The 25,577-nt window shown below is 53.1% G+C and carries 23 protein-coding genes; 14 read left to right on the top strand and 9 right to left on the bottom strand.

Annotated features, from left to right (window positions below; all coding sequences use genetic code 11):
* Positions 1 to 179 precede the first annotated feature (179 nt).
* A complete protein-coding gene (locus C5Y83_RS03790) occupies positions 180 to 1,391 on the top strand; it encodes a Y-family DNA polymerase (RefSeq protein WP_233207076.1) in 1,212 nt (403 codons plus the stop codon).
* A 176-nt stretch (positions 1,392 to 1,567) separates the two neighbouring features.
* On the opposite strand, the gene C5Y83_RS03785 is transcribed toward C5Y83_RS03790, so the two are convergent.
* Together C5Y83_RS03785 and C5Y83_RS03780 are read right to left on the bottom strand one after the other, a co-directional pair.
* Positions 1,568 to 2,056: a dihydrofolate reductase gene (locus C5Y83_RS03785; RefSeq protein ID WP_105328307.1), complete on the bottom strand. Its 489-nt coding sequence runs from the start codon at positions 2,054 to 2,056 to the stop codon at positions 1,568 to 1,570.
* 133 nt (positions 2,057 to 2,189) lie between these two features.
* Positions 2,190 to 3,746 (bottom strand): hypothetical protein, encoded by a 1,557-nt coding sequence (locus tag C5Y83_RS03780; protein WP_105328306.1) that lies wholly within the window; start codon positions 3,744 to 3,746, stop codon positions 2,190 to 2,192.
* A 672-nt stretch (positions 3,747 to 4,418) separates the two neighbouring features.
* Here C5Y83_RS03780 and C5Y83_RS03775 point away from each other — a divergent pair.
* From C5Y83_RS03775 to C5Y83_RS03725, 10 genes are all read left to right on the top strand, one after another.
* Positions 4,419 to 4,850 carry a prepilin-type N-terminal cleavage/methylation domain-containing protein gene (locus tag C5Y83_RS03775; RefSeq protein ID WP_105328382.1) on the top strand — a complete coding sequence of 144 codons (432 nt, stop codon included), beginning with the start codon at positions 4,419 to 4,421 and terminating at the stop codon, positions 4,848 to 4,850.
* 198 nt (positions 4,851 to 5,048) lie between these two features.
* Positions 5,049 to 5,714 carry a redox-sensing transcriptional repressor Rex gene (locus tag C5Y83_RS03770; protein ID WP_105328305.1) on the top strand — a complete coding sequence of 222 codons (666 nt, stop codon included), beginning with the start codon at positions 5,049 to 5,051 and terminating at the stop codon, positions 5,712 to 5,714.
* A gap of 373 nt (positions 5,715 to 6,087) precedes the next feature.
* A complete protein-coding gene (locus C5Y83_RS03760; protein ID WP_105328304.1) occupies positions 6,088 to 6,849 on the top strand; it encodes a Crp/Fnr family transcriptional regulator in 762 nt (253 codons plus the stop codon).
* Positions 6,850 to 6,916: 67 nt separating this feature from the next.
* The gene (locus tag C5Y83_RS30115) at positions 6,917 to 7,237 is read left to right on the top strand and encodes a zf-HC2 domain-containing protein (protein WP_105328303.1); all 321 of its coding nucleotides are present in this window, start codon (positions 6,917 to 6,919) and stop codon (positions 7,235 to 7,237) included.
* Between the two features lie 324 nt (positions 7,238 to 7,561).
* Positions 7,562 to 8,281, top strand: a complete 720-nt coding sequence (rpsB, locus tag C5Y83_RS03750; protein WP_105328302.1) for a 30S ribosomal protein S2 — start codon at positions 7,562 to 7,564, stop codon at positions 8,279 to 8,281.
* A 164-nt stretch (positions 8,282 to 8,445) separates the two neighbouring features.
* The gene (tsf, locus tag C5Y83_RS03745; protein ID WP_105328301.1) at positions 8,446 to 9,309 is read left to right on the top strand and encodes a translation elongation factor Ts; all 864 of its coding nucleotides are present in this window, start codon (positions 8,446 to 8,448) and stop codon (positions 9,307 to 9,309) included.
* Positions 9,310 to 9,491: 182 nt separating this feature from the next.
* Entirely contained in the window at positions 9,492 to 10,229 is a 738-nt protein-coding gene (pyrH, locus tag C5Y83_RS03740) for a UMP kinase (RefSeq protein ID WP_105328300.1), read from the top strand.
* Between the two features lie 84 nt (positions 10,230 to 10,313).
* Positions 10,314 to 10,808, top strand: coding sequence for a PH domain-containing protein (locus C5Y83_RS03735; RefSeq protein WP_105328299.1), 495 nt, complete (start codon positions 10,314 to 10,316; stop codon positions 10,806 to 10,808).
* Between the two features lie 133 nt (positions 10,809 to 10,941).
* The gene (frr, locus tag C5Y83_RS03730) at positions 10,942 to 11,502 is read left to right on the top strand and encodes a ribosome recycling factor (protein WP_105328298.1); all 561 of its coding nucleotides are present in this window, start codon (positions 10,942 to 10,944) and stop codon (positions 11,500 to 11,502) included.
* A gap of 336 nt (positions 11,503 to 11,838) precedes the next feature.
* Positions 11,839 to 13,785 (top strand): peptidylprolyl isomerase, encoded by a 1,947-nt coding sequence (locus tag C5Y83_RS03725; protein ID WP_105328297.1) that lies wholly within the window; start codon positions 11,839 to 11,841, stop codon positions 13,783 to 13,785.
* A gap of 104 nt (positions 13,786 to 13,889) precedes the next feature.
* Here the strand turns inward: C5Y83_RS03725 and C5Y83_RS03720 are convergent, their stop codons facing one another.
* On the bottom strand, positions 13,890 to 14,354 hold the full coding sequence (locus tag C5Y83_RS03720) for an OsmC family protein (RefSeq protein ID WP_105328296.1): 465 nt from the start codon (positions 14,352 to 14,354) through the stop codon (positions 13,890 to 13,892).
* A gap of 206 nt (positions 14,355 to 14,560) precedes the next feature.
* Between C5Y83_RS03720 and C5Y83_RS03715 the strand changes: the two genes are divergently transcribed.
* Positions 14,561 to 15,805 (top strand): aminotransferase class I/II-fold pyridoxal phosphate-dependent enzyme, encoded by a 1,245-nt coding sequence (locus tag C5Y83_RS03715; RefSeq protein ID WP_105328295.1) that lies wholly within the window; start codon positions 14,561 to 14,563, stop codon positions 15,803 to 15,805.
* Between the two features lie 440 nt (positions 15,806 to 16,245).
* Positions 16,246 to 17,397: a glutamine-hydrolyzing carbamoyl-phosphate synthase small subunit gene (carA, locus tag C5Y83_RS03710; protein ID WP_105328294.1), complete on the top strand. Its 1,152-nt coding sequence runs from the start codon at positions 16,246 to 16,248 to the stop codon at positions 17,395 to 17,397.
* A gap of 7 nt (positions 17,398 to 17,404) precedes the next feature.
* On the opposite strand, the gene C5Y83_RS03705 is transcribed toward carA, so the two are convergent.
* On the bottom strand, positions 17,405 to 18,088 hold the full coding sequence (locus C5Y83_RS03705; protein ID WP_158262221.1) for a CPBP family intramembrane glutamic endopeptidase: 684 nt from the start codon (positions 18,086 to 18,088) through the stop codon (positions 17,405 to 17,407).
* Between the two features lie 363 nt (positions 18,089 to 18,451).
* Between C5Y83_RS03705 and ppdK the strand changes: the two genes are divergently transcribed.
* Complete coding sequence (gene ppdK, locus C5Y83_RS03700; protein ID WP_105328292.1) at positions 18,452 to 21,124, top strand: pyruvate, phosphate dikinase; 2,673 nt, start codon at positions 18,452 to 18,454, stop codon at positions 21,122 to 21,124.
* 99 nt (positions 21,125 to 21,223) lie between these two features.
* Here the strand turns inward: ppdK and C5Y83_RS29310 are convergent, their stop codons facing one another.
* The 5 genes from C5Y83_RS29310 to C5Y83_RS03680 all read right to left on the bottom strand — a co-directional run bounded on the left by C5Y83_RS29310 (position 21,224) and on the right by C5Y83_RS03680 (position 25,552).
* Complete coding sequence (locus tag C5Y83_RS29310; protein ID WP_158262220.1) at positions 21,224 to 21,850, bottom strand: PcfJ domain-containing protein; 627 nt, start codon at positions 21,848 to 21,850, stop codon at positions 21,224 to 21,226.
* 343 nt (positions 21,851 to 22,193) lie between these two features.
* A complete protein-coding gene (locus C5Y83_RS29305; protein WP_158262219.1) occupies positions 22,194 to 22,433 on the bottom strand; it encodes a hypothetical protein in 240 nt (79 codons plus the stop codon).
* Positions 22,434 to 22,679: 246 nt separating this feature from the next.
* Positions 22,680 to 24,383: a leucine-rich repeat domain-containing protein gene (locus tag C5Y83_RS03690; protein ID WP_105328290.1), complete on the bottom strand. Its 1,704-nt coding sequence runs from the start codon at positions 24,381 to 24,383 to the stop codon at positions 22,680 to 22,682.
* 80 nt (positions 24,384 to 24,463) lie between these two features.
* Positions 24,464 to 24,880 (bottom strand): DoxX family protein, encoded by a 417-nt coding sequence (locus tag C5Y83_RS03685; protein WP_105328289.1) that lies wholly within the window; start codon positions 24,878 to 24,880, stop codon positions 24,464 to 24,466.
* A 102-nt stretch (positions 24,881 to 24,982) separates the two neighbouring features.
* On the bottom strand, positions 24,983 to 25,552 hold the full coding sequence (locus C5Y83_RS03680) for an SRPBCC family protein (protein ID WP_105328288.1): 570 nt from the start codon (positions 25,550 to 25,552) through the stop codon (positions 24,983 to 24,985).
* Positions 25,553 to 25,577: the final 25 nt, after the last annotated feature.

Here is a 25,577-nt window from a genome sequence, read left to right as displayed (position 1 = left end):
CTCCTACAGCGAGAAAATCCAAGAAGCTCCGTGCGCTTACCAGCGACCGGAGCTTTTTTTGTTTCGAAGCGGATATCTCTGCTTGCTTTGCCGACAATGAAGTGTATACATGTACACTACTCACTCGCTGACATTGAGGCATGGCTATGATGACGCAAATGAATTGGATCATGCAGGATATGAACTCCTTCTTTGCGTCGGTCGAGCAATTTCTGCGACCGGAGCTTCGGGGTCGGCCGGTCGGTGTGGTTCCGCTGAAGTCGGAATCAACTTGCCTGATTGCGGCCAGCTATGAAGCAAAGCGGTTTGGACTTCGGACCGGCACGAAGGTATACGACGCGCGGCGTTTGTGTCCCGACGTCGTTTTAGTCCGCGCTCGACCCAACATCTACGTCCAGGTTCATCACCAACTGCTCGCAAGCGTCGATCAATGCGCGGAGGTACACCACGTTTACTCCATCGATGAGTGGACGATTCGTCTTCGCGGCCAGTATCAACAGCCCGAGCGGGCTCGCGATTTGGCGGAAGCGATTCGAAGGCAGATTCGAAACGACTTTGGGCCTTGGCTAACGAGCTCGATCGGTGTCGCCCCAACCCGGCTTCTGGCCAAGATCGCGAGCAATCTAAAGAAGCCAGATGCCGTGACCGTACTGCCGATTGATGAAGTGGCTGAGCGTTTGATGCAGGTACCTCTGGGCGATTTGCCAGGAATTGGCCGTTCGATGGAAACTCGATTAGCGAACGCAGGCATTCATGATTTTTCTCAACTGTGGGCGATCGATCGCCGCCGAGCCTTGCAAATCTGGGGCTCAGTGTCCGGGGCAAGTTGGTGGGATGGATTGCACGGCATCGATAATCCCGAACCAGCCACGCAGCGCCGTTCGCTCACGCATGGTCGCGTGCTTGACCCTCGATTTCGCAATGCGCCGGGAGCCCACTGCATCTTGGTACTCTTGGCTTGTAAATTGGCGCGAAGACTTCGGCTGACGGGCTACCATGCTCGTAGTTTGCAACTCACCCTGACCGGCAACAGCAAGCCGATCTTCTCATCCCAGATCGAATTGCCTTGCGTTCAGGACACGCTGACCATTTTGCACCAGTTGGAAAAGCTGTGGAAGCGGCGACCTTATGACTTGAGGGGACTCAAGAAGGTAGACGTTACTGTGGGACAACTCGTTGCCCAGACCGAAGTATCAGGATATCTCTTCGAGGAATTCTCGCAGTCGCAACGTCTTTCCCACGCGCTAGACGCGATTAGCGATCGATGGGGTCCAACCTCAATTTATTTTGCAAATACCCACGCATATCGAGACGCCCTGGAAGACAAAATCGCCTTTGGACGCATTCCCGAACTTACCGACAAACCGAAAGCGTACAACACAATCTCCTAAGCTTTCGGTTAACTTCTCTATGTTGCGATGCATCCAACGTCATTCCGTTCGGCCGGAGTACCTCTCTTCTGGTCGGCAGTGTGAGGCGACGGTGGAGCGTGTTCTGACGTTACGCAATACCGAGCGAACACAAATATCCCGGGCAATCAAATTGCCGGCCGATTGCGGAAGGCGGACTATCGTTTACGTCGCCACTGTCGATAAATGAATTTCGAATGGTCTTCTTCGCGCGTGATTTCCCATTCGGCGAGATCAAACTCGGGAAAGTAACTATCGCCATCATACTCTTTCTTGATTTCGCTAAGATACATTCGATCAGCGTGCGGTAATCCAAGGCGGTAGATCTGGGCGCCGCCTGCGATGAAAATTTGTTTTCTATAGGAACGTGCTTGTTCGAGTGCCGCTTCGATCGAGGAAACAACCAAAACTCCGAGACTTGGCCGACTACGCGAGATCACGACGGTATGCTCGCTCGTTAGATCCGCGCCAAAGATCTCGTACGACTTACGTCCCATGATGACCGTTTGCCCACGAATACTATCCACGAACGTCTGATATTCTTCCGGGATGTCCCATGGCATGTGATCGTCTTGGCCAATGACTCGATCGCGAGTCATCGCGCCGATCAGGATTACAGGAAGCTGGGAGTCGGTATTTTCTGTCACGTTCGCCCCTATCTGGTGAGCTGGAAACAAGAAACGAAAAAAGCGACCCGAGACCGAAGTCTCGAGCCGCTATACTACCAGGCCAGTGCCTTAGACTCTCCGGCAGAGAGTCCAAGGAGCCGGTTTTGCAACGTTACGCACCACAGCCGCAATCGCTGGCAGCTGCTTCGCCGCAGCACGGATCACAAGGAACCGGGCAGCAGACCGTGACGGGGACCGTCTTGCAGACGACCTTCGGCACGCAGCGGGTGACGGTGTAAGCAACCTGCTTAGGCACACACTTGCAGACCTTGACAGTCTTCGTGGTGTGGACAGGCTTCTTCACGCAGTAAGGAACCTGCTTGGTGTGGGTCTCTTGGACCATCTTGCACACCTTGTAAGGCACTTCCTTCGTGTGGCATTCCTTGACCATCTTGCAAACCTTGTAGGTGCAAGTCTTGACTCGCTGTTCAGGCACCATCTTGCAAACCTTGTAGGTGCAAGTCTTGGTACGCTGCTCAGGAACCATCTTGCAGACCTTGTAGGTGCAAGTCTTGGTCTTGTTTTCCTTCACCATGTGGCAGACCTTGTAAGTGCAGGTCTTCACGCGTTGTTCCGGAACCATCTTGCAGACCTTGTAGGTACAGGTCTTGGTGTGCTGCTCAGGCACCATCTTGCAAACCTTGTAGGTGCAAGTCTTGGTACGCTGTTCCTTTTCCATACGGCACACTTTGTAAGGAACTTGCTTGGTGATGGTTTCGTGTTCGTAGCGAACGCAATCCACTTGCTTTTCAGTCACTTCTGGAACCCAGACCTTTTTGCAGCAGGTCTTAGGTGGGCACTGAACTTCCACAACCTTGGATTCACCAGGGCAGTAGACGCACTTGCAGCAGCAAGGATCCCAAGTCCAGCAACCAGGTTCCTGGATGCACTTCTTCACAACCGGACCAGGAATGGTTTCGGTCTTGGTTTCCCAGTGACCGCCACAAACCTTCACGGTCTTGGTGTAGTGAACTGGCTTGCAGATCGTTTCGCAAACGTCACGATACTTCGTTTCGTAGACAGGCTTGCACACGGTGTAGCAGATGTCCTTGGTCTTGGTTTCCCAGACTGGCTTGCACACGGTGTAGCAAATGTCCTTGGTCTTGGTTTCCCAGACTGGCTTGCACACGGTGTAGCAGATGTCCTTGGTCTTGGTTTCCCAGACTGGTTTGCACACGGTGTAGCAGATTTCCTTGGTCTTGGTTTCCCAAACTGGCTTGCACACGGTGTAGCAAATTTCCTTGGTCTTGGTTTCCCAGACTGGCTTGCACACGGTGTAGCAAATGTCTTTGGTTCGGGTTTCCCAGACTGGCTTGCACGTCGTGTAGTTCACGGTGCGGGTCTTGGTTTCCCAAACTGGTTTGCACGTGGTGTAGGTGCAATCTTTGTAGCGTGTTTCCGTTTCGTAGGTCACGCAATCGATCGTCTTATCTTCCCACACCTTTTCGTACACGGTCTTGTAGCAAGTTTGTTCTTGCTGTTCGTACACGACCTCTTTGCAGGTCTTGTTGACCGTGTAGCACTGCTTTTTGCAGCATTCATACGTGGCTGGCTCGCAACAGCCACAATTTCGGAAGCTGAACAAACCGCCATAAGCGGCTTCAGCCGAGTTCGCCGTGAAAGCAGCCAACATGACTGCAAGCAGCGGCAATCCCAATACAGCTCGCATTTTCCTTCTCCTTCGATGACAAAACGCCGTACGACTAAGGGCCTGGCCTGGTTTGGGCAAATCCTTGCCGTGTCCTGTGCCCTCAAACATTGATTCGTGCAATATCTCCTGCTATCGCCCGTTCACCTGGACACCGCATTCGTGGCATCTTTTGTGTCATGCACTGACTACCCAAGCCACCTAATTGGCATCCAGATGTCCTTCTGTATCGTCAATTTGGGATAGATGCTTGAGAGTGAACAAATAGGTGTTCTCCAAAAGATAGGAAGATGTCTCCGCGTGAATAACATGCAAGCATTGCGACGGATGCGCCTTTGACGCACGGCATTTACAATCATGCCGGCTGTACTAAATAACCCGTTCATCCCGAACAACCTAGTTTTTCCGATGCGTTCGCTGGTTTATTGCTGACACCGCAGATGACGTTTTGTTAAGACGAGGCTCAGATGATGACGCTAGCACAGCAATTACTCCATACTTTTGGAGGGTTCTGATAGCGATACATCAAAATCTTCTTGACCGGCAATTTCCGTGACGTATCTACCTTCAGAAGGCGAAAAACCCTTTCGCTTTCCAACCAACAACACGAACGTCAAAAAGAAGAAACAACCGCTGAAGCCCCTGTCGCTACTCTCGGGCATGCAGCAAATTCTGACTTGGAGTCAAAACGAAATGTCACAATTCAAGAAAGCCGGTTTCACGCTCATCGAGGTACTGATCGTGGTCGTGATCCTGGCCGTACTGGCGGCGACTGTGATCCCGCAGTTTACGGATTCGACCACGGATGCGAAGAAAAGTAGCGTCATGCTGAACCTACACACATTGCGTTCGCAGATTCAGCTTTATCGTGCCCAGCACGAAGGTGATGTCCCCTCCGCCACGCTCAACGAGCTGACCATTGCCACTGATGTTGACGGAAATGCTGGTGGCACCTTCGGACCTTACATCACAAAAATCCCCGTCAACAGCTTCACCAACAGCAACTCGGTGAAGACCCTGACGGCAGCTCCGACGTCGACCGATTTCAACACCACCGACGGATGGCTGTACAACACGAACACGGGCGAGATCTGGATCAACTACGAAGACCTGAAAGACGAATAAGCCCACTCAAACAACGTGTTGTTGAATCATCGCAAAGCCTGGTTAGGTTTCCTGACCAGGCTATTGCTGCTTCTTGACTGGTCTTCCTGGACGAAACCACCCTTGTTGGGCAGTTAGCCGACAGGTTAGAGTTGAGGGCTCATCCATACGCGTAGCCCGAAACCCCGGTCGCTGCCTAGCGAACGTTCGACGTAGACCATGGCGAAGAGCAAAGACAATAAAAAGAGTTCCAGCGATAATCGCGTATCAAAAGCGGTTGTTAGTCGCTTGAGTCTTTACCTGCGTGAACTTTCACGCCTCGAACGTGCAGGCATCGAGACAACCAGCAGCACCAAGCTGGGTGAAATGCTGGGCTTCTCCGATGCTCAAGTCCGTAAAGATCTCGCGAATTTCGGTCAATTTGGCTACCCCGGTGTTGGCTACCGCTGCTCAGAATTGATCGCCACGATCCGGCAAATCATGGGGACAGATCAGCGTTGGCCAGTGGCTTTGGTTGGCGTTGGTAATCTCGGCCGTGCCCTGTTGGGATACCGAGGCTTCTCGCATCAAGGCTTTAATACGGTCGCCGCGTTTGATTTAGATCAGCGAATCGTAGGTACGGAAATTGAAAGTATCCCGGTCTACAATTTGGACGACCTCGATAAGATCGTTCAGGAAAAATCAATCCAGCTGGCAATTCTCGCCGTGCCGGCCACGGCCGCCCAGGAAGTCGCCGAGAAATTAGTTGCCGCCGGTATTTGTGGCATCCTCAACTTTGCTGCGGTTACCTTAAAACTGCCTGATCATATAACGGTGATCGGCGTCGATTTGGCAATAGAAATGGAACAACTTTCATTCGCGATGACTTCGCGGATGTCGTCCTAAACCTAGGCGAACCTAACGAATGTTACTGGGGTCCTCTTGTCGGAGACGCCATGTTTCCGCTACTATCTATTCTCCCTTGAACGGGAATTACCCCCTAGTGTAATGGTAGCACTACAGATTTTGGCTCTGTCAGTCGAGGTTCAAATCCTCGGGGGGTAGCTTAAGCACGTCCTTCATGGCGTGCTTTTTTAATGCGCTAAGTGGTTTTGGTAAGATTCCATACATTACTTAGCCCGCGACCAAGTTTCTCTCGTGAAGCCCCGAATTCCGTGTAACTGGGGCACTTCAAGTGGCATCGAAGCTTCCAACCACTGAATTCAAATTGCCTCTCACCTTATTTTGGGGCAATGACCGGCCCACGAGAGGAAGACTCATGTCAGGACAGCTTTGGTACCTGAAAGCTTGCCGCCTTTTTGAATCGTGCACCCCTGAGCAACTTCGACGTTTGGAAGCAAATTCGCGCGTCAAGAATGTTTCAAAGGGCTCGCCGGTCTATTTGCCGGCGGATGAAGCGGATTCTGTGCTCGTGCTTGCAAGTGGCCGCATTAAAATCTGCCACCTAACTGGCGACGGCAAGCAATCGATCCTCGCGTTTATCGAACCTGGCGAGATTTTCGGCGAGCTCGCTATTTTGAATGTTGGCAATCGAGACGAATACGCTGAAGCCGTCGAAGATGCCCGCGTGGTGGCGATATCGGGCGATGCGCTCTGCCAACTTATGGAAGAACATCAAGGACTTTGCCTCGGCATTACGAAGATCATTGGAGTTCGCCGCCAGCGGATCGAACGCCGCGTGAAGCATCTGCTGTATCTATCCAACCGCGAGCGAATTTGTCACCTCCTTCTTGAACTGGCCGAGCAATACGGACGCGATACCGTTCGTGGACTAGAGATCACGCTTCGTCTTTCGCACCAAGATTTGGCCAGTCTCGTGGGAAGCACGCGAGAAACCGTCACAGTGGTATTGGGCCAACTTCAGAGCGAAGGTTTAATTGAGTTGGGGCGACGTAAGGTCATCCTGAAAGCACCCGATCGACTAGCTCACCAGGTCGGTGCTCCTCCGATTCAAACTAAAGAGGCCAGCCCGCAACAGTCACCTTCCAATGTCTACCTAAGACATTCCTTTGGAAGCTGATCCATCCCGTCGAAAGGAATTCGCCTGGGCTTTCCCTGATTCCTATCCATGCTCGGGTTATCACGCAATGTCCGATCCTGAAACGTGGTCTCCTTGTCCTTCTGGAGAACTCTCGAAGCTCCAGAAGTCGCTAGAACACGACATAAACCGGCGAAGCCGGCGGCGATTTCTCGCCGCAGGTGGCGTTTTCTTCTTGGCTACGGGAAGTCTCGTTACGTGGGGCATACTTGAGAGCAACTCGCGATACGCTCACAAGATCAGCTGCCGAGAAGTTCTCGATCTCAGGTCAACCTATCTAGCTGGTCGCATCGAGTCAGACGAGAAACGCAAGCTAATCCAAGCCCACCTTGCGCATTGTCCAAAATGCCGCATCGCCTACGAGGCCTGATCTGTCAATGATGGATCTCGATAGGACCGGGGTTCTTGACGATTTCCGGGGGAACTGGTACTTTCATTAGCTTGCTTCCCCCTCATTTAGTTCCCTAGGGGGAAAACCCAAGAACCGGGGAGGTCTTTCAACCATCGAAGGCCGGCCAAGGTTCGAGTATTCAATCTCCGCGATCTCTCCGAAAACTGTGCGGGAAGTGAGGTTTTCGGTCTCTAGAGACGTGGCGACACAGGTATCGCTTCCACTTGCTTGGCATGGCGCCAATTTAAGAGCCTCGAGTACTTGTTCCATTAGGCAACCCCATACACGCAAGGAGTTTGCGCCATGTCCAACGGACAACAGTTCGTTCAAGAACTCGTAGAATGCGGTATTCACTTCGGTCACCGAACCAGTCGGTGGAACCCGAAGATGGCCCCTTACATCTACGCCAAAAAGAATCAAATCCACATCATCGACGTTCGCGAAACGATTCGCGGACTTCTGCGTGCCAAGAAGTACCTCGCCCAAGTCTCTGAGGGTGGTAGCTTGGTCTTGTTCGTCGGCACCAAACGTCAAGCGGGTGCCGCTGTCGAACGTGAAGCCGAACGTTGCGGAATGCCGTTCATTAACGAACGTTGGCTCGGTGGCACGTTGACCAATTTCCGCACCATTCGTAGCCGCCTGAGCCGTCTGGAAGAACTGGAACGGATCATCGAAGGTGATGAACTGGCCAAGTACTCCAAGAAGATGCAGTCTTCGCTGAACCGCGAGTACCGCAAGATGTACCGCAACCTGAATGGTTTGCGAACGATGAATCGCCTGCCGGAAGCTTTGGTGATCGTCGACCCGAAGAAAGAAAAGAACGCGATCAAAGAAGCCCAGTCCCTGGGAATCACCACGGTTGCTTTGACCGATACCGACTGCGATCCAGACCAAGTCGATCTGCCGATCCCAGGCAATGACGACGGTATCCGTTCGATCGAAATGTTCCTGAAGCTGATGGCCGACGCGGCCATCGACGGCAAGCATCACGCTGCCCAGCAAACGGAACAAGCGGCCAAGTAGGATTCGCTGCCTGGTCCCTCGGTGAACCTTGAAGGTGCGTGAAATCTCCTTCAAATGTTAACCAAATCGGTCTTCGCCGAGGGAAACCCGCAGCGGTAGAATTTTTCACGCACAGCTCCTGACCTATTTAGAGCGACGAATTTCGAGCATTTGGAGAAAAGAAGATGACGGCAATCACCGCCGGAGCGGTCAAAGCACTTCGCGAAAAGACCGGCCTTCCCATGATGGAATGCAAAAAAGCACTTACCGAGTCGAGCGGCGACGAGGAAAAGGCAATCCTGTGGCTCCGTGAAAACGGCAAGGTCAAAGGTATCAAACGGGGTGATCGTGCTACGGAATTCGGACGCGTCAGCATCTTCACCGAAGGTGGCAAGGGCGCCATGGTCGAGTTCAAGTGCGAAAGCGCTCCGGTCACGAAGCTGGACGAGTTCATCGCCCTGGCAGACGACTTGGCTCGCGTTTACGCCAACGATCCGAGCATCACGACTGCCGAAGAGTTGCTCGCCAAGCCTTCCACAATCAAGGAAGGTCAAACGCTGGGCGACCTGAAGGACGACATGTTCAATCGTATCCGCGAAGTCTTCAATATCGGTCGCATGATCCGTATTGAAGGTTCCGCTGGCGGTTATAGCCACAACTCGAGCACCGTTAGCGGTGTTTTGGTTGAGTACGACGGCGACAACGAAGATGCGGTTCGCGACATCGCAATGCACGTCGCAGCCATGAATCCTTCCGTGCTGAGCAAGGATGACTTGGATCCAGCCGTGGTCGAAAAGGAACGTGCCATCCTCAAGGCTGCTGCGATGAACGAGGATTCGAGCAAGCCGGAAAACATCATCGACAAAATGGTCGAAGGTCGTCTCCGCAGCTTCTACGCTCAGGAAGCTTTGCTGGAACAACCGTTCGTGAAAGAACCAAAGCAAACCGTTGGCCAGTACGCCAAAGATAACGGCGTGACCGTCAAAGCGTTCACCCATTGGGTGATCGGTGACGACGCTGCTCCGTCCGAGGAATCGGCTGAAGGTTAACTTCTCGAGTCGATGCCCTTCAAGGGCGTGCACGGGCTAATTCAAATAGCGAAAATCCCTTGGGTTTGAAACCCAAGGGATTTTTTTATGCTCGTCGTTCTCCTGCACATTGAAACGAAACTTGGGTAGAATCTAGCGCAAGCCTGTCAATTTGCCTCCAGTGTCCGAAGGACCGATCAACGATGACTGATAGCACCGCGCCGAAGTACAAGCGAATCATCCTCAAACTCTCTGGCGAAAGCTTCTCGCGTGCCGGTGAGCGTGGCATCGCAATGGACGAGGTCGTCAGCATTTCCAAGCAAATCAGTCAAGCAGCAGAATTGGGCTGCCAGATTGCTGTGGTGATCGGTGGCGGTAATATCTTGCGGGGCGGTCAATTCAAGAACGAGAGCGCCTCGATCCAAGAAGCCACAGCTCATTACATGGGCATGTTGGCCACCGTGATCAACGGCCTGGCACTGCAAGACGCGCTGGAAAGTCTCGGCATGCAGACCCGCCTGATGACGGCGATTCACATGCATGGTGTGGCCGAACCCTATATCCGTCGCAAGGCGAGCCGACACTTGGAAAAGGGGCGCGTTGTTATTCTCGCTGCCGGAACAGGTAGCCCATTCGTGACGACCGATACGGCCGCCGCGCAACGAGCACTCGAGCTTGAAGCCGATATCTTGATGAAGGCCACGCGTGTCGATGGCGTCTACAGCGACGATCCCGAAAAGAACCCTCACGCCGTCTTCTACCGCACACTTGGCTTTGAACAAGTCGTCAAAGAAAACCTACGCGTCATGGATTCGACGGCAATCAGCCAATGCCGTGAGCATGGAATGCCGATTCTCGTTTTCAACTTCAAGATCAACGGCAATATCCAAAAGGCTGTTCTGGGCGACCAAGTCGGCACGTTAATCTCGCCAGATCGATAGCAAGAACGTTCTGGCAGCGGCGAATCACTTCCAGGACTAAGCCTGGAAGTGAACGATGCGGAGACATCGCCGGAGACCAGTTCGATGCCAACTCAAAGATTTCCGGCCAAGGTCGATTTCGCAGTCGCGATGCTACTTAGCAGCATGGCCACGATCTTCATTGGCATCGGTCTAGCATCAATGCTCCTCGCCAATGCATCCGTTTTTGGTGGCGTCATGTTGATACTCACCGCCGCCATGCTGTTGTGGATCTGGCGGGGAACTTTCTACCAAATCACTGACAAGTACGTCGTGATGCGATCAGGCCCAATTCGCTGGCGAATTCCCCTTCGCAAGATTACCGAGGCCCGAATAACGGCTAACGGGTGGCTTCTCGTTGGTGGCAGCTATCTTCGGCTTGCACTCTCTGCCGACGCAATCATGATTCGATATCAAGGGAAGTGGTTCGGCTTGATCGAGCCAGCCGCGTTGATTTCGCCAGAGGATCGAGAAGCTTTCCTACATCGACTCGTCGAGGGGTGCCCCGATTTGGAACTCACGGCCGATGGAAAGGTGATGCGGCGCCCGTCGGCACAATAGGCCCCAAACTCGCAATCGGAAGCCTCGTCGTTATCTTTTCATGCCCCGACGAGTGGTGTACGTTATTCTCGGAGGCTCATCGATGCCTCGACAGGCAATAGCGAGGATCAATCCTGCGAAAAAGGTAATCACGATGAACGCGGATCAAATCATTGAAGACGCTACGCAGCGTATGGAAAAAGCGATCGACGTCCTGAAGAACGGCCTCAGTGGCGTTCGCACCGGTCGGGCCACACCCGGCTTGGTCGATTCGCTTCGTGTCGAAGTCTACGGATCGCTCCAACCGATCAAACAGATCGCTTCGGTAAGCGTGCCGGAACCCAGCCAGTTGTTGATCCGCCCTTACGACACCGGCGCCATCAAGGACATCGAAAAGGCGATCGTCGCCAGTGATCTTGGCATGGCCCCGCAAAGCGATGGTCGCGTGATTCGTTTGAACGTCCCGCCATTGTCGACGGAAGTGCGTAAGAAGCTGGTTTCGCGCATCAAAGAACTCGCGGAAGAATCGCGCGTTTCGATTCGCAATATCCGTCGCGATGCCAACAAAGCAGCTGATACGTCGGAAAAAGACAAAACGATCAGCGAAGATATCCGCGACGACATCAAGACCGACGTACAGGACTTGACTAAGAAGTACGAAGATCAGGTGAACGAACTCGCCAAGGAAAAAGAAAAGGACGTGATGGAAGACTAGTCCATCGTCTCTTTGTTAACGATCAAAGCCCTGAAAAGGATCTGATTCGCAAAATGCTAATCAGGCTTCTGCTCAGGGCTTTTTTTCTGCCTGAACCGACCTTGGCATATTGCTACGAATGATCGCCAGAGCTCGGACGGCGTATTTTCGAGGCGATCATGCTAGCAGCGAAAAGTAATTCTAGCAGGAACTACATTCCTTCAGCATCCATCTTCTGAATCGATCTTGACCCGCTGCTGGCAACGTTCGTATATTCCCCTGCCCGAACTTAATGTTATCGGAATTGCGAACATCTCTCCTTGAGAAAATCTTGCAGAATTTTTTGGAGCAAGCGGAATGACTGGCAAGGATGCTACTCGCCGACTTCCCCTGGGTAAGTCCTGGGTTTTGGCCGCGGCGGGATTTGTTGTACTAATTGGCGGCGTCGTCGCCTGGCGACAGATCACTGGCGGTCCGCAGAACGCGGAAGCCCAAGCCCCCGTTCAACAGCGAGCGGCTCAACAACGACCTGTTCAACGTCCGGCCGCTGCGGCCCCTGCAGCTACTCCGGTCGAAGAAGTTGCCGCACCAGCAACGCAAAAGATTCAGACCGTCGCGGTCGTGAATCGTGAACCGATCACGCGTTCTTCCCTGGCCGATGAAACGCTTCGCCGCCATGGGGAAGAGGTTTTGGAAAGCCTGCTCAATCGTCACCTGATCGCGATGGCTTGCCAACAGCAAGGTATTCAGATCACCGAAGGTGACATCGACGTCGAAATCAACAACATCGCCAAGAAATTTGGTCTTTCGGTCGATCGCTGGTTGGGCCTCCTGAAGGAAGAACGAAACGTTTCTCCTGGTCAGTACCGCCGCGACATTATCTGGCCCACCTTGGCCCTGCGTCGTCTGGCTGCCAGCGAACTGGAAGTCACGCCGGAAGAGATCCAAGTCGAGATGGAAAAGAACTACGGGCCCAAGGTCAAAGTTCGCATGCTCTCGGTCAACGATCGCGGCCTGGCAGAAGAACTGCGAGCTAAAGCAGCTGCAAACCCAGAATCGTTTGCTGACCTTGCCAAAGACTACTCGCAAGACATCAACAGCGCGGCGGCCCGCGGTTTGATTCCGCCGATTCGTAAGCACATCGGTAACCAAGAAATTGAAGACACGGTTTTCGCGATGAAAGCAGGCGAAATCTCGCCAGTGCTATTCGTTGCCAGCCAGTACCTGGTCTTCAAGTGTGAAGAACAATTGGCAGCGGACTACGACAAGATTCCGGCCGGAAGCCTTGAGGGCATTCGCAATCAATTGGCCGAACAGGTCCGTGAATCGAAGATGCGTGATGCGGCTGCAACAATCTACGAAAAGCTGCAAGCCAACGCTCAGATCGTGAACGTCTACAACGATCCTGCAAAGGCCAGCCAAATGCCTGGCGTCGCTGCCACGCTTAACGGCCAGCCGGTCAGCCTGCGGGAGTTGCAAGAGGAATGCATCAACCGTCACGGCGTCGAGGTGCTAGATGGCGAAATCAATCGCAAGATTTTGCAGCAAGAGCTAACCCGTCGTCAGTTGTCGGTCACCGAAGCAGATCTCGAAGCCGAGATCGTCCGTGCTGCTGACTCGCTAGGCTTCCTGACCAAGGAAGGCAAGCCTGACATGGAAGCTTGGTTGAAGCAAGTTACCGAAGAGCAAGGCGTGTCGGTCGAACTCTATGTTCGCGATGCCGTCTGGCCAACCGTTGCTTTGAAAAAGTTGGTCGATCAACAGGTTCAAGTCAGCGAAGAAGACATCACCAAGGGTTTCGCTGCCAACTACGGCGAACGTGCTCAGGTTTTGGCCATCGTGGTTGATAGCCAACGTCGTGCTCAAGAAGTTTGGGAAATGGCCCGTCGCAACCCAACTGAGAAGTTCTTTGGTGAGCTGGCTCGTCAGTACTCGATCGAACCCGTCTCGAAAAACAACGACGGTCAGGTACCGCCCATTCGACGTCATAGCGGTCAGCCAACGCTGGAAGAAGAAGCTTTCAAGCTGAAACCGGGACAGATCTCGGGCATCATCCAAGCAGGTAACCAGTCGATCATCCTTTACAGCCTCGGACTCACCAAGCCGGTCATCACGAACATCGAAGACGTCCGTGATGAGTTGGTGAAAGAGCTGCATGAAAAGAAGTTGCGTTTGGCCATGGCTGACGAATTTGAACGATTGCGTGACAACGCCCAGATCGACAACTTTCTGGCCAACACCACGCAAGCTGGCAAAGCCTACGAAGCAGCTGTTCGCCAACAAATGCAACAGCAACGCAAATAACCGGGGCATTGCTCTCTCACTGGGAAGAGCAAGCATCGGGGGAATGCTATCCGGAAAGAGGGCCGCGAAAAATCGCGGCCCTCTTTTTTTATTTGCGGGCTTTTCTAAAAGACGGGCTCGACCACGACCTCGCTCTTCACCGAATTCGCAATAAAGCAGAGATCGTGAGCTTCGTGATGGAGATCTTGAATCTGCTGGTGGCTCGGCTGCACGTCACCGCAGAAATCGACCTTGGGACGCAAAGTTACCTTAGTGACCGATGTCTTCCCCTCGGCATTCTTACTCATTTGGCCAAACGGGGCGTCGTGGTAGCGATCGACACAAAACTTATGTTTGGCGGCCAACGCGAGAAACCACAACATGTGACAGCTCGAGATCGAGGCCACGAACGCTTCTTCGGGATCAACTCCGAAAGGATCCGACATCGGGACTGGGATTGTATTTGGCGACGACGATGCCACCACCACCGCTCCACCGTCGAAGTGCCACTCGTGTCGGCGACTATACTTCTTATCCAGAAACGGTTCTTCGTCCCGCTCCCAGATGATCCGAGCCGTGTATTCCGCCATGTTGATCCTCGATCGGGAATGGATTCCCGCTCCTAAAGGGTGAACTCGCCTTGGTTTCTGTTGTCTATTCGTAAACAATCAGTGCTTGCCGAAGATGCGACTCGCCTTGGCTTCACGGATTTCCGATTTTAGAATAAATAATTCGGCTGGCTTTTTGCCAGTTGGAACAGTCCCACCATTCCCCAAACAGCTGAAACACGACCTCCATGTCCGATTCGCCCAATCCGACCGACGACCAACAGGATCCTCCATTTGAGGTGCAATTCGCGCAGCGGGTTTACCGTTTGCCGCCTTACATGTTCGGGCGAATCAACGCATTGTTGTACGAGAAGCGAGTCGCCGGCAACGATGTTATTGACATGGGCATGGGCAACCCATCGGACCCCCCGGCCGATTATGTCATGGAAAAGATGTGCGAAGCCGTGCAGGACGTTCGCAACCATGGATATAGCAAGTCCAATGGGATTCGCAACTTACGTCGCGAAGTAGCTTCCAAGTACCTGAAAAAGTATGGTGTGCGACTCGACCCGGAACACGAGGTCATGGTCTGCCTCGGCTCGAAGGAAGGGTTCTCGCACATGTGCCTGGCCATGATGGGCCCTGGCGACACGGCGATTGTCCCTGCTCCTTACTTCCCAGTTCATACCTACGCCGTGGCCTTGGCTTCCGGCAACGTGATTTCGCTAGACGTCGCCAATAGCGAGAAATTCCTCTCCAACATCGCTTACACCTGCGAGCATCTGTATCCCAAGCCAAAGCTGCTGATCATTTGCTACCCGCACAATCCGTCGACCGTCACCGTCGAGCCGGAATTCTTTGTCGATGTGGTCAAAATTGCCAAGAAATATGGCCTGATGGTGATCAGTGACTTCGCCTACGCGGACGTCGCGTTCGATGGCTACAAACCACCTAGCTTCCTGTCCGCTCCGGGTGCCAGCGACGTTGGTGTCGAATTCACCACGATGAGCAAGGGTTACAACATGGCCGGTTGGCGTGTTGGCTACTGTGCTGGTAACCGGGAAATGATCCGTGGGCTGGGTACCATCAAGGGTTACTACGACTACGGAATGTTCCAGGCCATACAGATCGCGTCGATTATCGCCCTTCGCGAGGGAGACGCAGCGGTGGAAGCCCAGAGCATGATTTACCAGACCCGCCGCGATGCCCTAGTCGATGGCTTGCACCGACTTGGCTGGGACGTAACTCCTCCACGAGCTGGCATGTTTGTGTGGGCCAAGATCCCCGACCAATGGCTAAAGCGAATGAATACCATGGACTTCGCCATGATGCTGCTCGAGAAAGGTGACGTTGCCGTCAGCCCAGGCAGCGGGTTTGGTCCTAGTGGTGAAGGTTATCTCCGCATGAGCTTGGTCGAGAACGAGAATCGACTTCGCCAGGCCGTTCGCCAGATCAAAGGCTGCCTAAAGGAAGCGGAAGCGGTCATGGCTTAGCAACACACACGGCTACGCTGGAAACTTTGCCGTTAGGTATACCGGCCGCTTGATCTGACCTACTTCGAGAACGCTTGATATGGCAAGCGTTCTCTTTTTTTGAAAAATCCGCACCGCGAATCGTTGCGGAGGTGTGGAAACCCGGAACAAGGTTCGTTAAGCCCCTATACGCTGGCGGAACCGGGTCTATAATAGCGGAAATTTGCCCGCATTCAGGGTCTGCACCTGGAGACAGGTTGTAGAAAAAGGAAAGCACTTGCTCGCCGAAACAAGTGCTTTCCAAGGCTGTCCAAACTTTCGCTTGGAGACCCACAGCCGTACTCCTTGATATCGGGCCTTGTTTCGGGAAGACTTTAACCGCGTCGCAAACGACGCGCATCACTTTCTGAAATCGTCCCTGAAGGTCCGCCGCGAAATCTAACGAGAAGACACAAAACGCTATGTCGCAGCCAGCCAAACTCGCACTGGAAGATGGAACCGTTTTCACGGGAATCGCGTTTGGGGCCATTGGCGAAGTCAGTGGAGAAGCTTGCTTCAATACCTCCATGACTGGCTATCAGGAAATCCTGACCGATCCTAGCTATCGCGGTCAGATTTTGACGATGACGTATCCGCAAATCGGCAATTACGGTGTGAACGCCGAGGATATGGAAAGCGCCAAGGTTCATATGGCAGGCTTCATCGTGCGCGAAGTAAGCCGCGTGGTAAGCAACTTCCGTTCAAATGGCTCGCTCGACGAGTTTCTCAAGAAGAACAATGTGGTCGGCATGACCGACATCGATACCCGCGCACTTGTCCGACGCTTGCGAAGCAGTGGATCGATGAAAGCTGTTTTGTCCAGTGTCGACTTGGATGATGCTTCCTTAATCGAGAAGGCAAAGAACAGCGCCGGGCTAGTAGGTCGCGATTTGGTACAGGAAGTTCTGCCAGCACAGCAATCGATGTGGGAAGAAGACCTGAGCCCCTGGATCAAGATGGGGGACAAGACCCGTGCAATGAATGCCCGCAAAGATCAGGACCTGCATGTCGTCGCATTGGATTACGGCATGAAATGGAATATTCCCCGCCATCTGCGAGACATGGGCTGTAAGGTCACGGTCCTTCCAGGCACCGTTTCTTCCGAAGAAGTCCTCAGCCACGATCCCGACGGCATTTTTCTTTCCAATGGACCTGGCGATCCGGAACCACTGACCGGCCCGATCGAAACCATCCAAGGGCTGTTAGGTAAGAAGCCAATCTTCGGCATCTGCCTGGGCCATCAACTGCTGTCGCTCGCTTGCGGCGCGAAGACCTTCAAGCTGAAGTTCGGTCACCGTGGTGCTAACCAGCCGGTTCTCGATCTGGGAACGGAAAAGGTTGAGATTACCTCGCAGAACCATGGCTTCGCTGTCGAAGAGGATAGCCTGCCTGGCTGCCTAGAGATTACCCATCGCAATCTAAACGACAACACGATTGCTGGCGTTAAGCATAAAGAGCTATCAGCTTTCAGCGTTCAATATCATCCGGAAGCTTCGGCTGGTCCGCATGATAGCGAGTACCTCTTCTCGCGATTCCGAGAAGCCATGGACCAGCAGAAGGGCGCCGCCGTTTAAGGCCGCCCTAATCTTCCTCAGACTTCGCAGCGACTTCTGGGCTGGTTTGCCGCATGTAGACCAAGGCAAACCAGTCATAAAGTGCGTGGATGACGATCGGGACGATAATATCCCCCGTCCACCAGAACCAGATGCCGAGGTACGCTCCCATGATTGAAGCGATGATGAAGTACTCCTTCGTCATGTAGTGCACCACGCCAAACAGCAAGCTGGTCAAAGCAATTGGCACTACCGGCCCTGCCCCGCTTCCCATGAGCTGCTGCAGGAACGTCTGGATCACGCCGCGGAATAAGGCTTCCTCTCCCAGCCCAGCTGCCAGGCTTACCAACCCAAGCTCGAAGATCGTCGCCTCGCGGAAGAGGGGAGCAATGTAACGATCCATGTATTCTTGCAGATCGTCCAGCGAGCTAAACGACGAATACTGCATCGCCATGAAGGCAATTAGTAACGGAATCGTCCCAAGTGCACCTAAGCCGAGCGAGGTTAGGATCGGCACGACACCTCCGGTATCCCAGCTCGAGCTTATCCACGGGGCCACCCCAATCAGCGCACCAATCCCGACCGCCACGAATGCCAGAGCCGACTCAAAGAGAACTGCCTTGAGAATGAAACCTTCGGCTCGTTCGCGGGCCGTCATCTCGTTGCCGCCGTACGGGTCTTCAAAATCGTAGTCGTCTTGGTCGTCAAACACGATGAACCGGACTGATAAGGGAAAAAAGGAAGCAAGAGGCAGGCAAACGTTCATACTTTCGTACGACCGAGATGGCTTACTGCCGGATACCATTGTCCACTCTACTATGCTTCGCGCCAAACCGCTATTGCGGTGCGAATGCCCCAAATTGGGAATTCCCTAGGCGTAATCGACGCAAGTTGGGGTCTGGTTGACGGTTGCTTGCAGTCTCAAGTAAACTTTGCTGCATATATTCGGTCGAAATCCAATCCTTCTATGCAAGGGCCAATCGGGCGACCCCGGTTGTTTCGACCGACAGAATGGACCTTTCCCCCTAAACCGACACAACACTCCAGCGTTTGCGATATTCAAAGGTTTCAAGACATGGCCAAGAAAGCGGCAGCTAAGAAATCCAAATCCTCGAAGATGGTTTACTACTTCGGCAAAACCAAGACCGAAGGTAAGGGAGTCGGTAAGGATCTGCTCGGCGGTAAAGGTTTGAACCTGGCAGAGATGACCAGCATCGGCCTGCCAGTCCCTCCAGGCATCACCATCACCACCCAAGTCTGTGCGGACTACTACAAGGGTGGAAAGAAGCTGCCGAAGGGCCTGATGGACGAAGTTCACGAAGGCATCTCGACGCTGGAAAAAGAACTGAAGAAGACCTTCGGCGACAATAAAAACCCACTGCTGGTTTCGGTTCGCTCAGGTGCTGCCGTTTCGATGCCCGGTATGATGAACACGATTCTCAACCTGGGTCTGAACGACGAATCGGTTGTTGGACTGGCCAATGCCACGAACAACGAACGTTTCGCTTACGACGCATACCGCCGCTTGATCGACATGTTTGGCGACGTCGTGATGGAAGTGGATCGCGATCACTTCGAGCACGCTTTCTCGGCAATCAAGAAGAAGTACAACGCGACCCTGGACAACGAAGTGCCAGCCGCTGGGTTGATCGAACTGTGCAACGAGTACAAGGCCATCTACCAGAAGTACACCGGCGAAGCCTTCCCTCAAGATCCAATGAAGCAATTGGAATTGGCGGTTGAAGCTGTGTTCAAGTCTTGGAACACCACGCGTGCCGTCCGTTATCGCGAAGTGGAAGGCATCCGTGGTCTGCTCGGTACGGCGGTCAATGTTCAATCGATGGCCTACGGCAACATGGGCCAAGATAGTGGTACCGGTGTGGCATTCACCCGTAACCCATCGACCGGCGAAAACAAGTTCTACGGCGAGTTCCTGATCGACGCTCAGGGCGAAGACGTTGTGGCTGGTATTCGTACCCCACAGCCAGTCGCTGAAATGAGCAAGTGGAATCGTGCCGTCTACAAGCAATTGCTTGAAATCAAAGATACCCTGGAAACCCACTACAAAGACGTCCAGGACATCGAGTTCACCATCGAAAAGGGCGAGCTGTTCATGCTGCAGACTCGTAACGGTAAGCGAACCGGTGCGGCTGCTGTGAAGATCGCATGCGATATGGTGAAGGAAGGCTTGATCGACGAGCAAACTGCTTTGCTCCGTATTCCAGCAAACGACCTGACCCAGTTGCTGTTGCCAAGCTTCACCACGGAGTCGAAGTCGAAGGCCAACGTCCTGACCCGCGGCTTGCCAGCCTCGCCAGGTGCGGCAGTTGGTGTTCTCGCTTTCACCGCCGAAGAAGCGGTTGAACGCACCCACAACGGCGAGAAGGTCATTCTCTGCCGTAAGGAAACCAGCCCCGAAGACATCGATGGTATGCACTCGGCCGTTGGTATTCTGACCTCGACCGGTGGTATGACCAGTCACGCTGCCGTGGTCGCACGTGGTTGGGGACGCTGCTGTGTGGCCGGTGCTGGCGAAATCGAAATCGACGAAAAGGGTCGTAAGATCAAAGTCGCCGGTAAGACGTTCAAGCACAGCGACACCATCTCGATCGACGGTTCGACCGGCGAAGTGATGGAAGGTACCGTTGAAACCAGCGAACCAAAGCTTTCCGGTGACTTTGCGAAGGTCATGAAGTGGGCCGATCAGTACCGCACCTTGGGTGTTCGCACCAATGCCGATGCACCTGCCGACTCGCAGCGTGCTCGTGACTTCGGTGCCGAAGGGATTGGCCTTTGCCGTACCGAGCACATGTTCTTCGAAGAAGACCGCATCATCATCATGCGGGAAATGATTCTGGCTGAATCGGAAGCCGACCGTCGTGCGGCATTGGCGAAGCTGCTGCCGTTCCAGCGAGAAGACTTCGTCGGCATTTTCACCGCCATGAAGAACCTGCCGGTTACCGTTCGTCTGTTGGATCCACCACTGCACGAATTCCTTCCTCACGAAGCCAAGTCGCAGAAAGAAATCGCCGAGATCCTCGGTATCAGCCCTGCGAAGGTCAAGTCGCGTGTTGCTCAACTGCACGAGTCAAACCCAATGCTCGGCCATCGTGGTTGCCGCTTGAGCGTGACCTACCCAGAAATCCTGGAAATGCAGGTCACCGCGATTGTCGAAGCCGCAATCGAATGCAAGAAGAAGCGTGTTAACGCGATGCCGGAAATCATGATTCCGCTCGTTGGAACCGCGGCTGAGTTGCAAGTCCTGCGAGCCAAGGCCGAAGAAACCATCGAAAAGGTCAAGTCGGAATCAGGCTATAACGGCGAACTCGACATTCTCATCGGTACGATGATCGAAATCCCACGGGCCGCTTTGACCGCAAATGAAGTCGCCGAATACGCCGAGTTCTTCAGCTTCGGTACGAACGACCTCACGCAGATGACCTTTGGTTACAGCCGTGACGATGTCAACACGTTCCTGCCAGACTACACCCGCCTGGAAATCCTACCATCCGATCCGTTCCAAACTTTGGACGCGACCGGTGTCGGCCAGTTGGTCGAAATGGGCGTTGCCAAGGGTCGTAAGGCTCGCAAGGATCTGAAATGCGGTATCTGTGGCGAACATGGTGGTGACCCTGCTTCGATCGATTTCTGCCACAACGTTGGTCTGGACTACGTGAGCTGCTCGCCATTCCGCGTGCCGATCGCTCGCTTGGCCGCTGCTCAAGCCGCAATCCGCGCTGCGAAGTAAGTAAGCGAAGCGTGCTTCCCGGTAAATTGAACTAATAGAAAAGCTGGTCTGAGAACTCAGGCCAGCTTTTTTGTTCCGACAGGTCGTCAATTGCGAATTTTAGACGCTCGTGAGAGTTAGCCCTTCTCGCTCGGCCCAAAATCTGAGCACTTGCTTCGACTCTAGCGTCGGTGTGCTGTTACATTTTCCCCGGGCTTGCACAATCTTCCTCGTCTTCGGATCGACCTCGATCGTCACCATGCGTTTGGGAGTACCGCTTCGTTGAATCCTCACCGACCAAATTGAGGATGTTCGTTCAAGGCACTCTCCCACGTAATCGTAAACACAATGATTCATGGCGTTGCCCTCGAGCTTAAGGGCACGATCACTGAGCAGTTCAAAGATTAGCCATTTTGCATCTCCGTCATGATGGACAAGCGGCGCGAACTCGGACCGTGGCCAATCAAAAGACTTTTTGGCCAACTCTGGGCGTTTCTTCAGGATGTCTTGCCGCCAATTTGCCATGTGCCGCCGGAGGGACCGCAGCGTCCGACCTTTCAGTGTCAATTCTGGCTGAAGAGGCGAAGTCCCTCCACCGTGACCCCAAGCATATTCACCAGCCTCGAACTTCTGTTCGTTTACAAAGTTCACGATCTCTTGCACTTCGTCCAAACACAACGGCATGTTACGAATCAAGAACCGTAGCACCGATTCCCAGAACGGTTCATCACTCGTCTCGTAATCCAAGATCGAGTTTTTCGCGAGGCAGTTCGCAAGTTCTCTCGTTCCCCCGAGGCCACAAATTTGCGCCCAGCGAATTCCCGGGTAAGGTTCGAGGTGGGGAGGGACCTGCATGATCCAACGTGCCGTTTGAGGGCTAATCGGAATCGCAGACCGTGGGCTGAATTGCCGAATACTGAACCCTTGTGCCATGTGCAAATAGAGTTGGCGACTCCAATCGCTCTGACATGGTTCGAGCCAATCGTTGGCTAGGAAATCAGGTACCGGATATCTTTCAAAAAGATGCCTCAGCAAAGAACGAAACTGGCGTCGGTATCCCAATTCTTTTGGGCTCCAAAACTCCGGCATATTAGTCCAGTGCTTTCGATGCTGCGTCAACTTGGCAATTGCGCATATCACGGTTCTGAGTTGCGTAAAGTCCGTTGGAGATGCACCACTGGGAATCGCGAGCAGGGAAGACTTCGACCTTATGTCGTTTACGAGGTTCCAATAATACATGCGATAACGTGACCGCGGCGCGTGATTTACCAACGCGCAGTCCAGCCATCGCTTCGCTGATTGTTTGCGAGCGTATGCTGACATGACTCATGCTTTTTGCAGAAGAATACAGACAGACCACGAGCGTTGATCACGCTCAAAGCGAAGAAGGGAAGTCGAAGCAAGATCACTTCGACGACGCTGGCAACTGTCCGTGAATCAAAAGCATGGCTGCGACGCTACCGCCTGGCAGGCAGAGAAACAACAGAAAGATGGTCTTCGATTCCACTACGAATCGCGAGAACGACCTTGAGGAAAGGATACTTCCTGGACAGAAAGGTTCGCACTCGATCAGTGATTATTGAGAATGGTCGGATAATTTGGTTGAGGATGACTCCTCAACCAACGATGCGATTCCGCCGAGATCGATCGATGGTAGTTTGTCGACGTCGATAGAATCGACTCCAGAGACAGGCGTTTTCTTACCAGTCGTGCAACTACAATTGCTGGGGAACTCGTCTTCGTGATGGTACCAAATATACCAGCCCCACTGATTCTCGATATTCGCGTGAAAGCGTTTGTTAATGCGAGCCAGGTCAGCCTCACTACCATCCGCGATGCTTGTCTTCGCAATGTAAATGTGGCGAGTGAAGGAGCCTTTGCCAATTGAATTCAAAGCCCTGTCCGTAACTGCTGTGCCCGACAAATTTACCACAAACAAGTCGTCCAGGTCGAATGATTCGACCCCAGCATCGGTAACCTTAGTTCGCTTAAGATTCAGTTGCTCCAATTTCTTAAGACGCGAGAGTTTGGCAATCGATTGATCGGTCAAGTCGGTGTATTGCAACTGCAAGTCTTTAAGGCTTTGGTGCTCGCCAAGAAACTCTCCACCAACATCTGTGATCTTGGTGTAAGGAAGGTGGAGCGTTTCAAGTCCGGGTAAGCCCGCCAGATTGATCAGTGTCGCATCGGTAATATCGGTTTCACTTAGCTTCAACGATTTCAACGCGTCAAGCTCTGACAAACCGATCAGGTTTTCGTCGATGACATTGCTTCCATTGAGATCGAGTTCTTCCAATTGGGTCAGCGACCCAAGCGATTCTGCCTGGCTCCAGTCGATCCGACAATTGTTCAGTTTCAGCTTCTGTAGTTTCGGAAGTTGGCTGATACTATGCATTAAGCTGGCGGAAACTTCCACATCTTCGAGCGACAACTCTTTCAGATCGACGAAGTGTGCCAGGGATGCAATATGCGCTAAGTCAGCCTGACAGCGACGAAACTCCAACTCTTCCAACCAAGTCCAATTCGTGATCTGCCGGATTACGAAGATCGGCACTTCCATGTTTCTAAGACTCAGCCGACGCAGTTGCGCGGGCGGTTTGTATATGTGATCGGTCGTCCAATCGACGGGACAGTCGGACAATTCCAGATGCTTAATCCGAGGCAATTCAATGAGCCGCGCGATTGCCTCCCGCGAAATCGCGAAGCCGTGCAGACGTACATGCGTTGTACAAGACACTTGAGACAATTCGTCAACGTACGCGACGTCTTTGGTATCGCTCGGTGATGCTGATGTCCCTTGAGATTCAAACGCCGAAATGGAGACTTTCTCGACGTCGTTGAAACGATCTAGGTCATCGACAACTGCTACCAAGTCGCAATGTGAAAACTCAATCGTCTTCAACTGTTCCAGTTCCGCGAGCAAATCAAGTGACTTGGGTGTGACTTTCGCGTTATAAAAATCTGTCCTTACGACGCCCCCATAGCCTTTGTTATGTCCATGAGAACTCCAATGAAAGTCCGGCATCTCACCCTGCGTGCTCCAAATGTGATAAGTCCCGGTAAAATGGACATCACCGATGCCTGTCTGAAAGATGGCCTCCGTTACGTGTTTTTCCTTTTTGTAACGTGCGTGGTTCTCGAGGTATAGTCGTCTATCCGCCTCAAACTCGCGAAACTTATTGGCACCAAAATAGCATAGTACGGCTGCCGGAATGGTGAGTAAGAGCAAGGTCCGTAGCGTAAATTGGCGGCGACGGGACGGTCTTTTGTGGTCACACATGAAGACACCCAAGGAGGAGCATCGAATACTCCTCGTAGGGTATCAGATAACCTTGACCGAAGCGAACGTGTTAACACAAACTACACGCGTCGCCAGGGGAGAAGGTCCCACAGTCGTCGGTCTCGTAGAAAGATTCCGAGCCAGACGACGACCCCAATGATAATGTTGAAGACAAAATTGTCACCGACTCGCCAGTGGGTGATGATGGTGCCGCCCATGTAGCCGGTTAACAAGATCGCTCCCAGCACAGCGGTCTGCGGGACGAAGTAGATCAGCGCGATGGTGGCTTCCAAAATGCCCAGCGGCACCATGATATCCATAGGAATACCTAGCTTTTCAACCCCTTCTTCCATCTGCGGGGAGACGAAAAACTTTCCGACCGCGCTCATGAGGAACAAAAGCGTCACCAAAACCGAAAGTACCCGACCTGTCCAAAGTACAGCCGTGGGAGGTCTTTTCGGGTCAACTACAGGAACTGGGGGAGCCAAATCGTTCATTAGGCGATCCTTGGTTGTGTGTCTTCTCAGCCGCTAATCGAGATGATATCTTCCCGCCCATCTCCGGAGAAACCCGTTGTCGAACGTGGTGACAGAATTGGTCTAAGTGGTGTCCGCAGTTGCTTGCTTTTCCGCGATTTCTTTCAACTGTGTCAGGCCATCCTGAAACTGACCACCGACCATTCGATCCATGTTGATAAACAGGTGAATTAGCTTCCCGCCGAAACCAACATTCCCGGTCATCGCCCATGTCACCGTGGTACTCTCTCCATTCGGCACGAAGGTAAATAACACATCATTCTCGCAGCCAAAAGGCTCTGTCATGGTCAACTGAATTTGAACCGACTTGTTGGGTACGCTCTGGATAATCTTGGTACTTCCCGCACCCGCCTGCGAATTTCCTTTCCACCGCATGACTGCCCCTTCCCCTTGCTCGGGGCCCTCGAAGGTCTTTTCCATCTCAGGATCGATTTGTTCGTAAGGAGACCACGCCTCCCAGGCCGACAAGCGATTGACATGTGGGAAGATCACCTCAGGCGGAGCCTCCATTTCGACCGATCGGGAGACATGAAATTCATTAGGACGTGTGGCCACAAAGATCGCACCACAGATCACCAACAGCAGCACAGCCAAGCCAATATACATACCAACCTTCAAGCGTGAGCGTTTCATTTTGAATCCTTGATTAGGAAAACTG

This window comes from Blastopirellula marina, from assembly GCF_002967765.1.
Classification (GTDB): domain Bacteria; phylum Planctomycetota; class Planctomycetia; order Pirellulales; family Pirellulaceae; genus Bremerella; species Bremerella marina_A.
The sequence above is the reverse complement of the archived record's forward strand: the minus strand, read 5'-3'. Positions and strand labels throughout refer to the sequence as shown.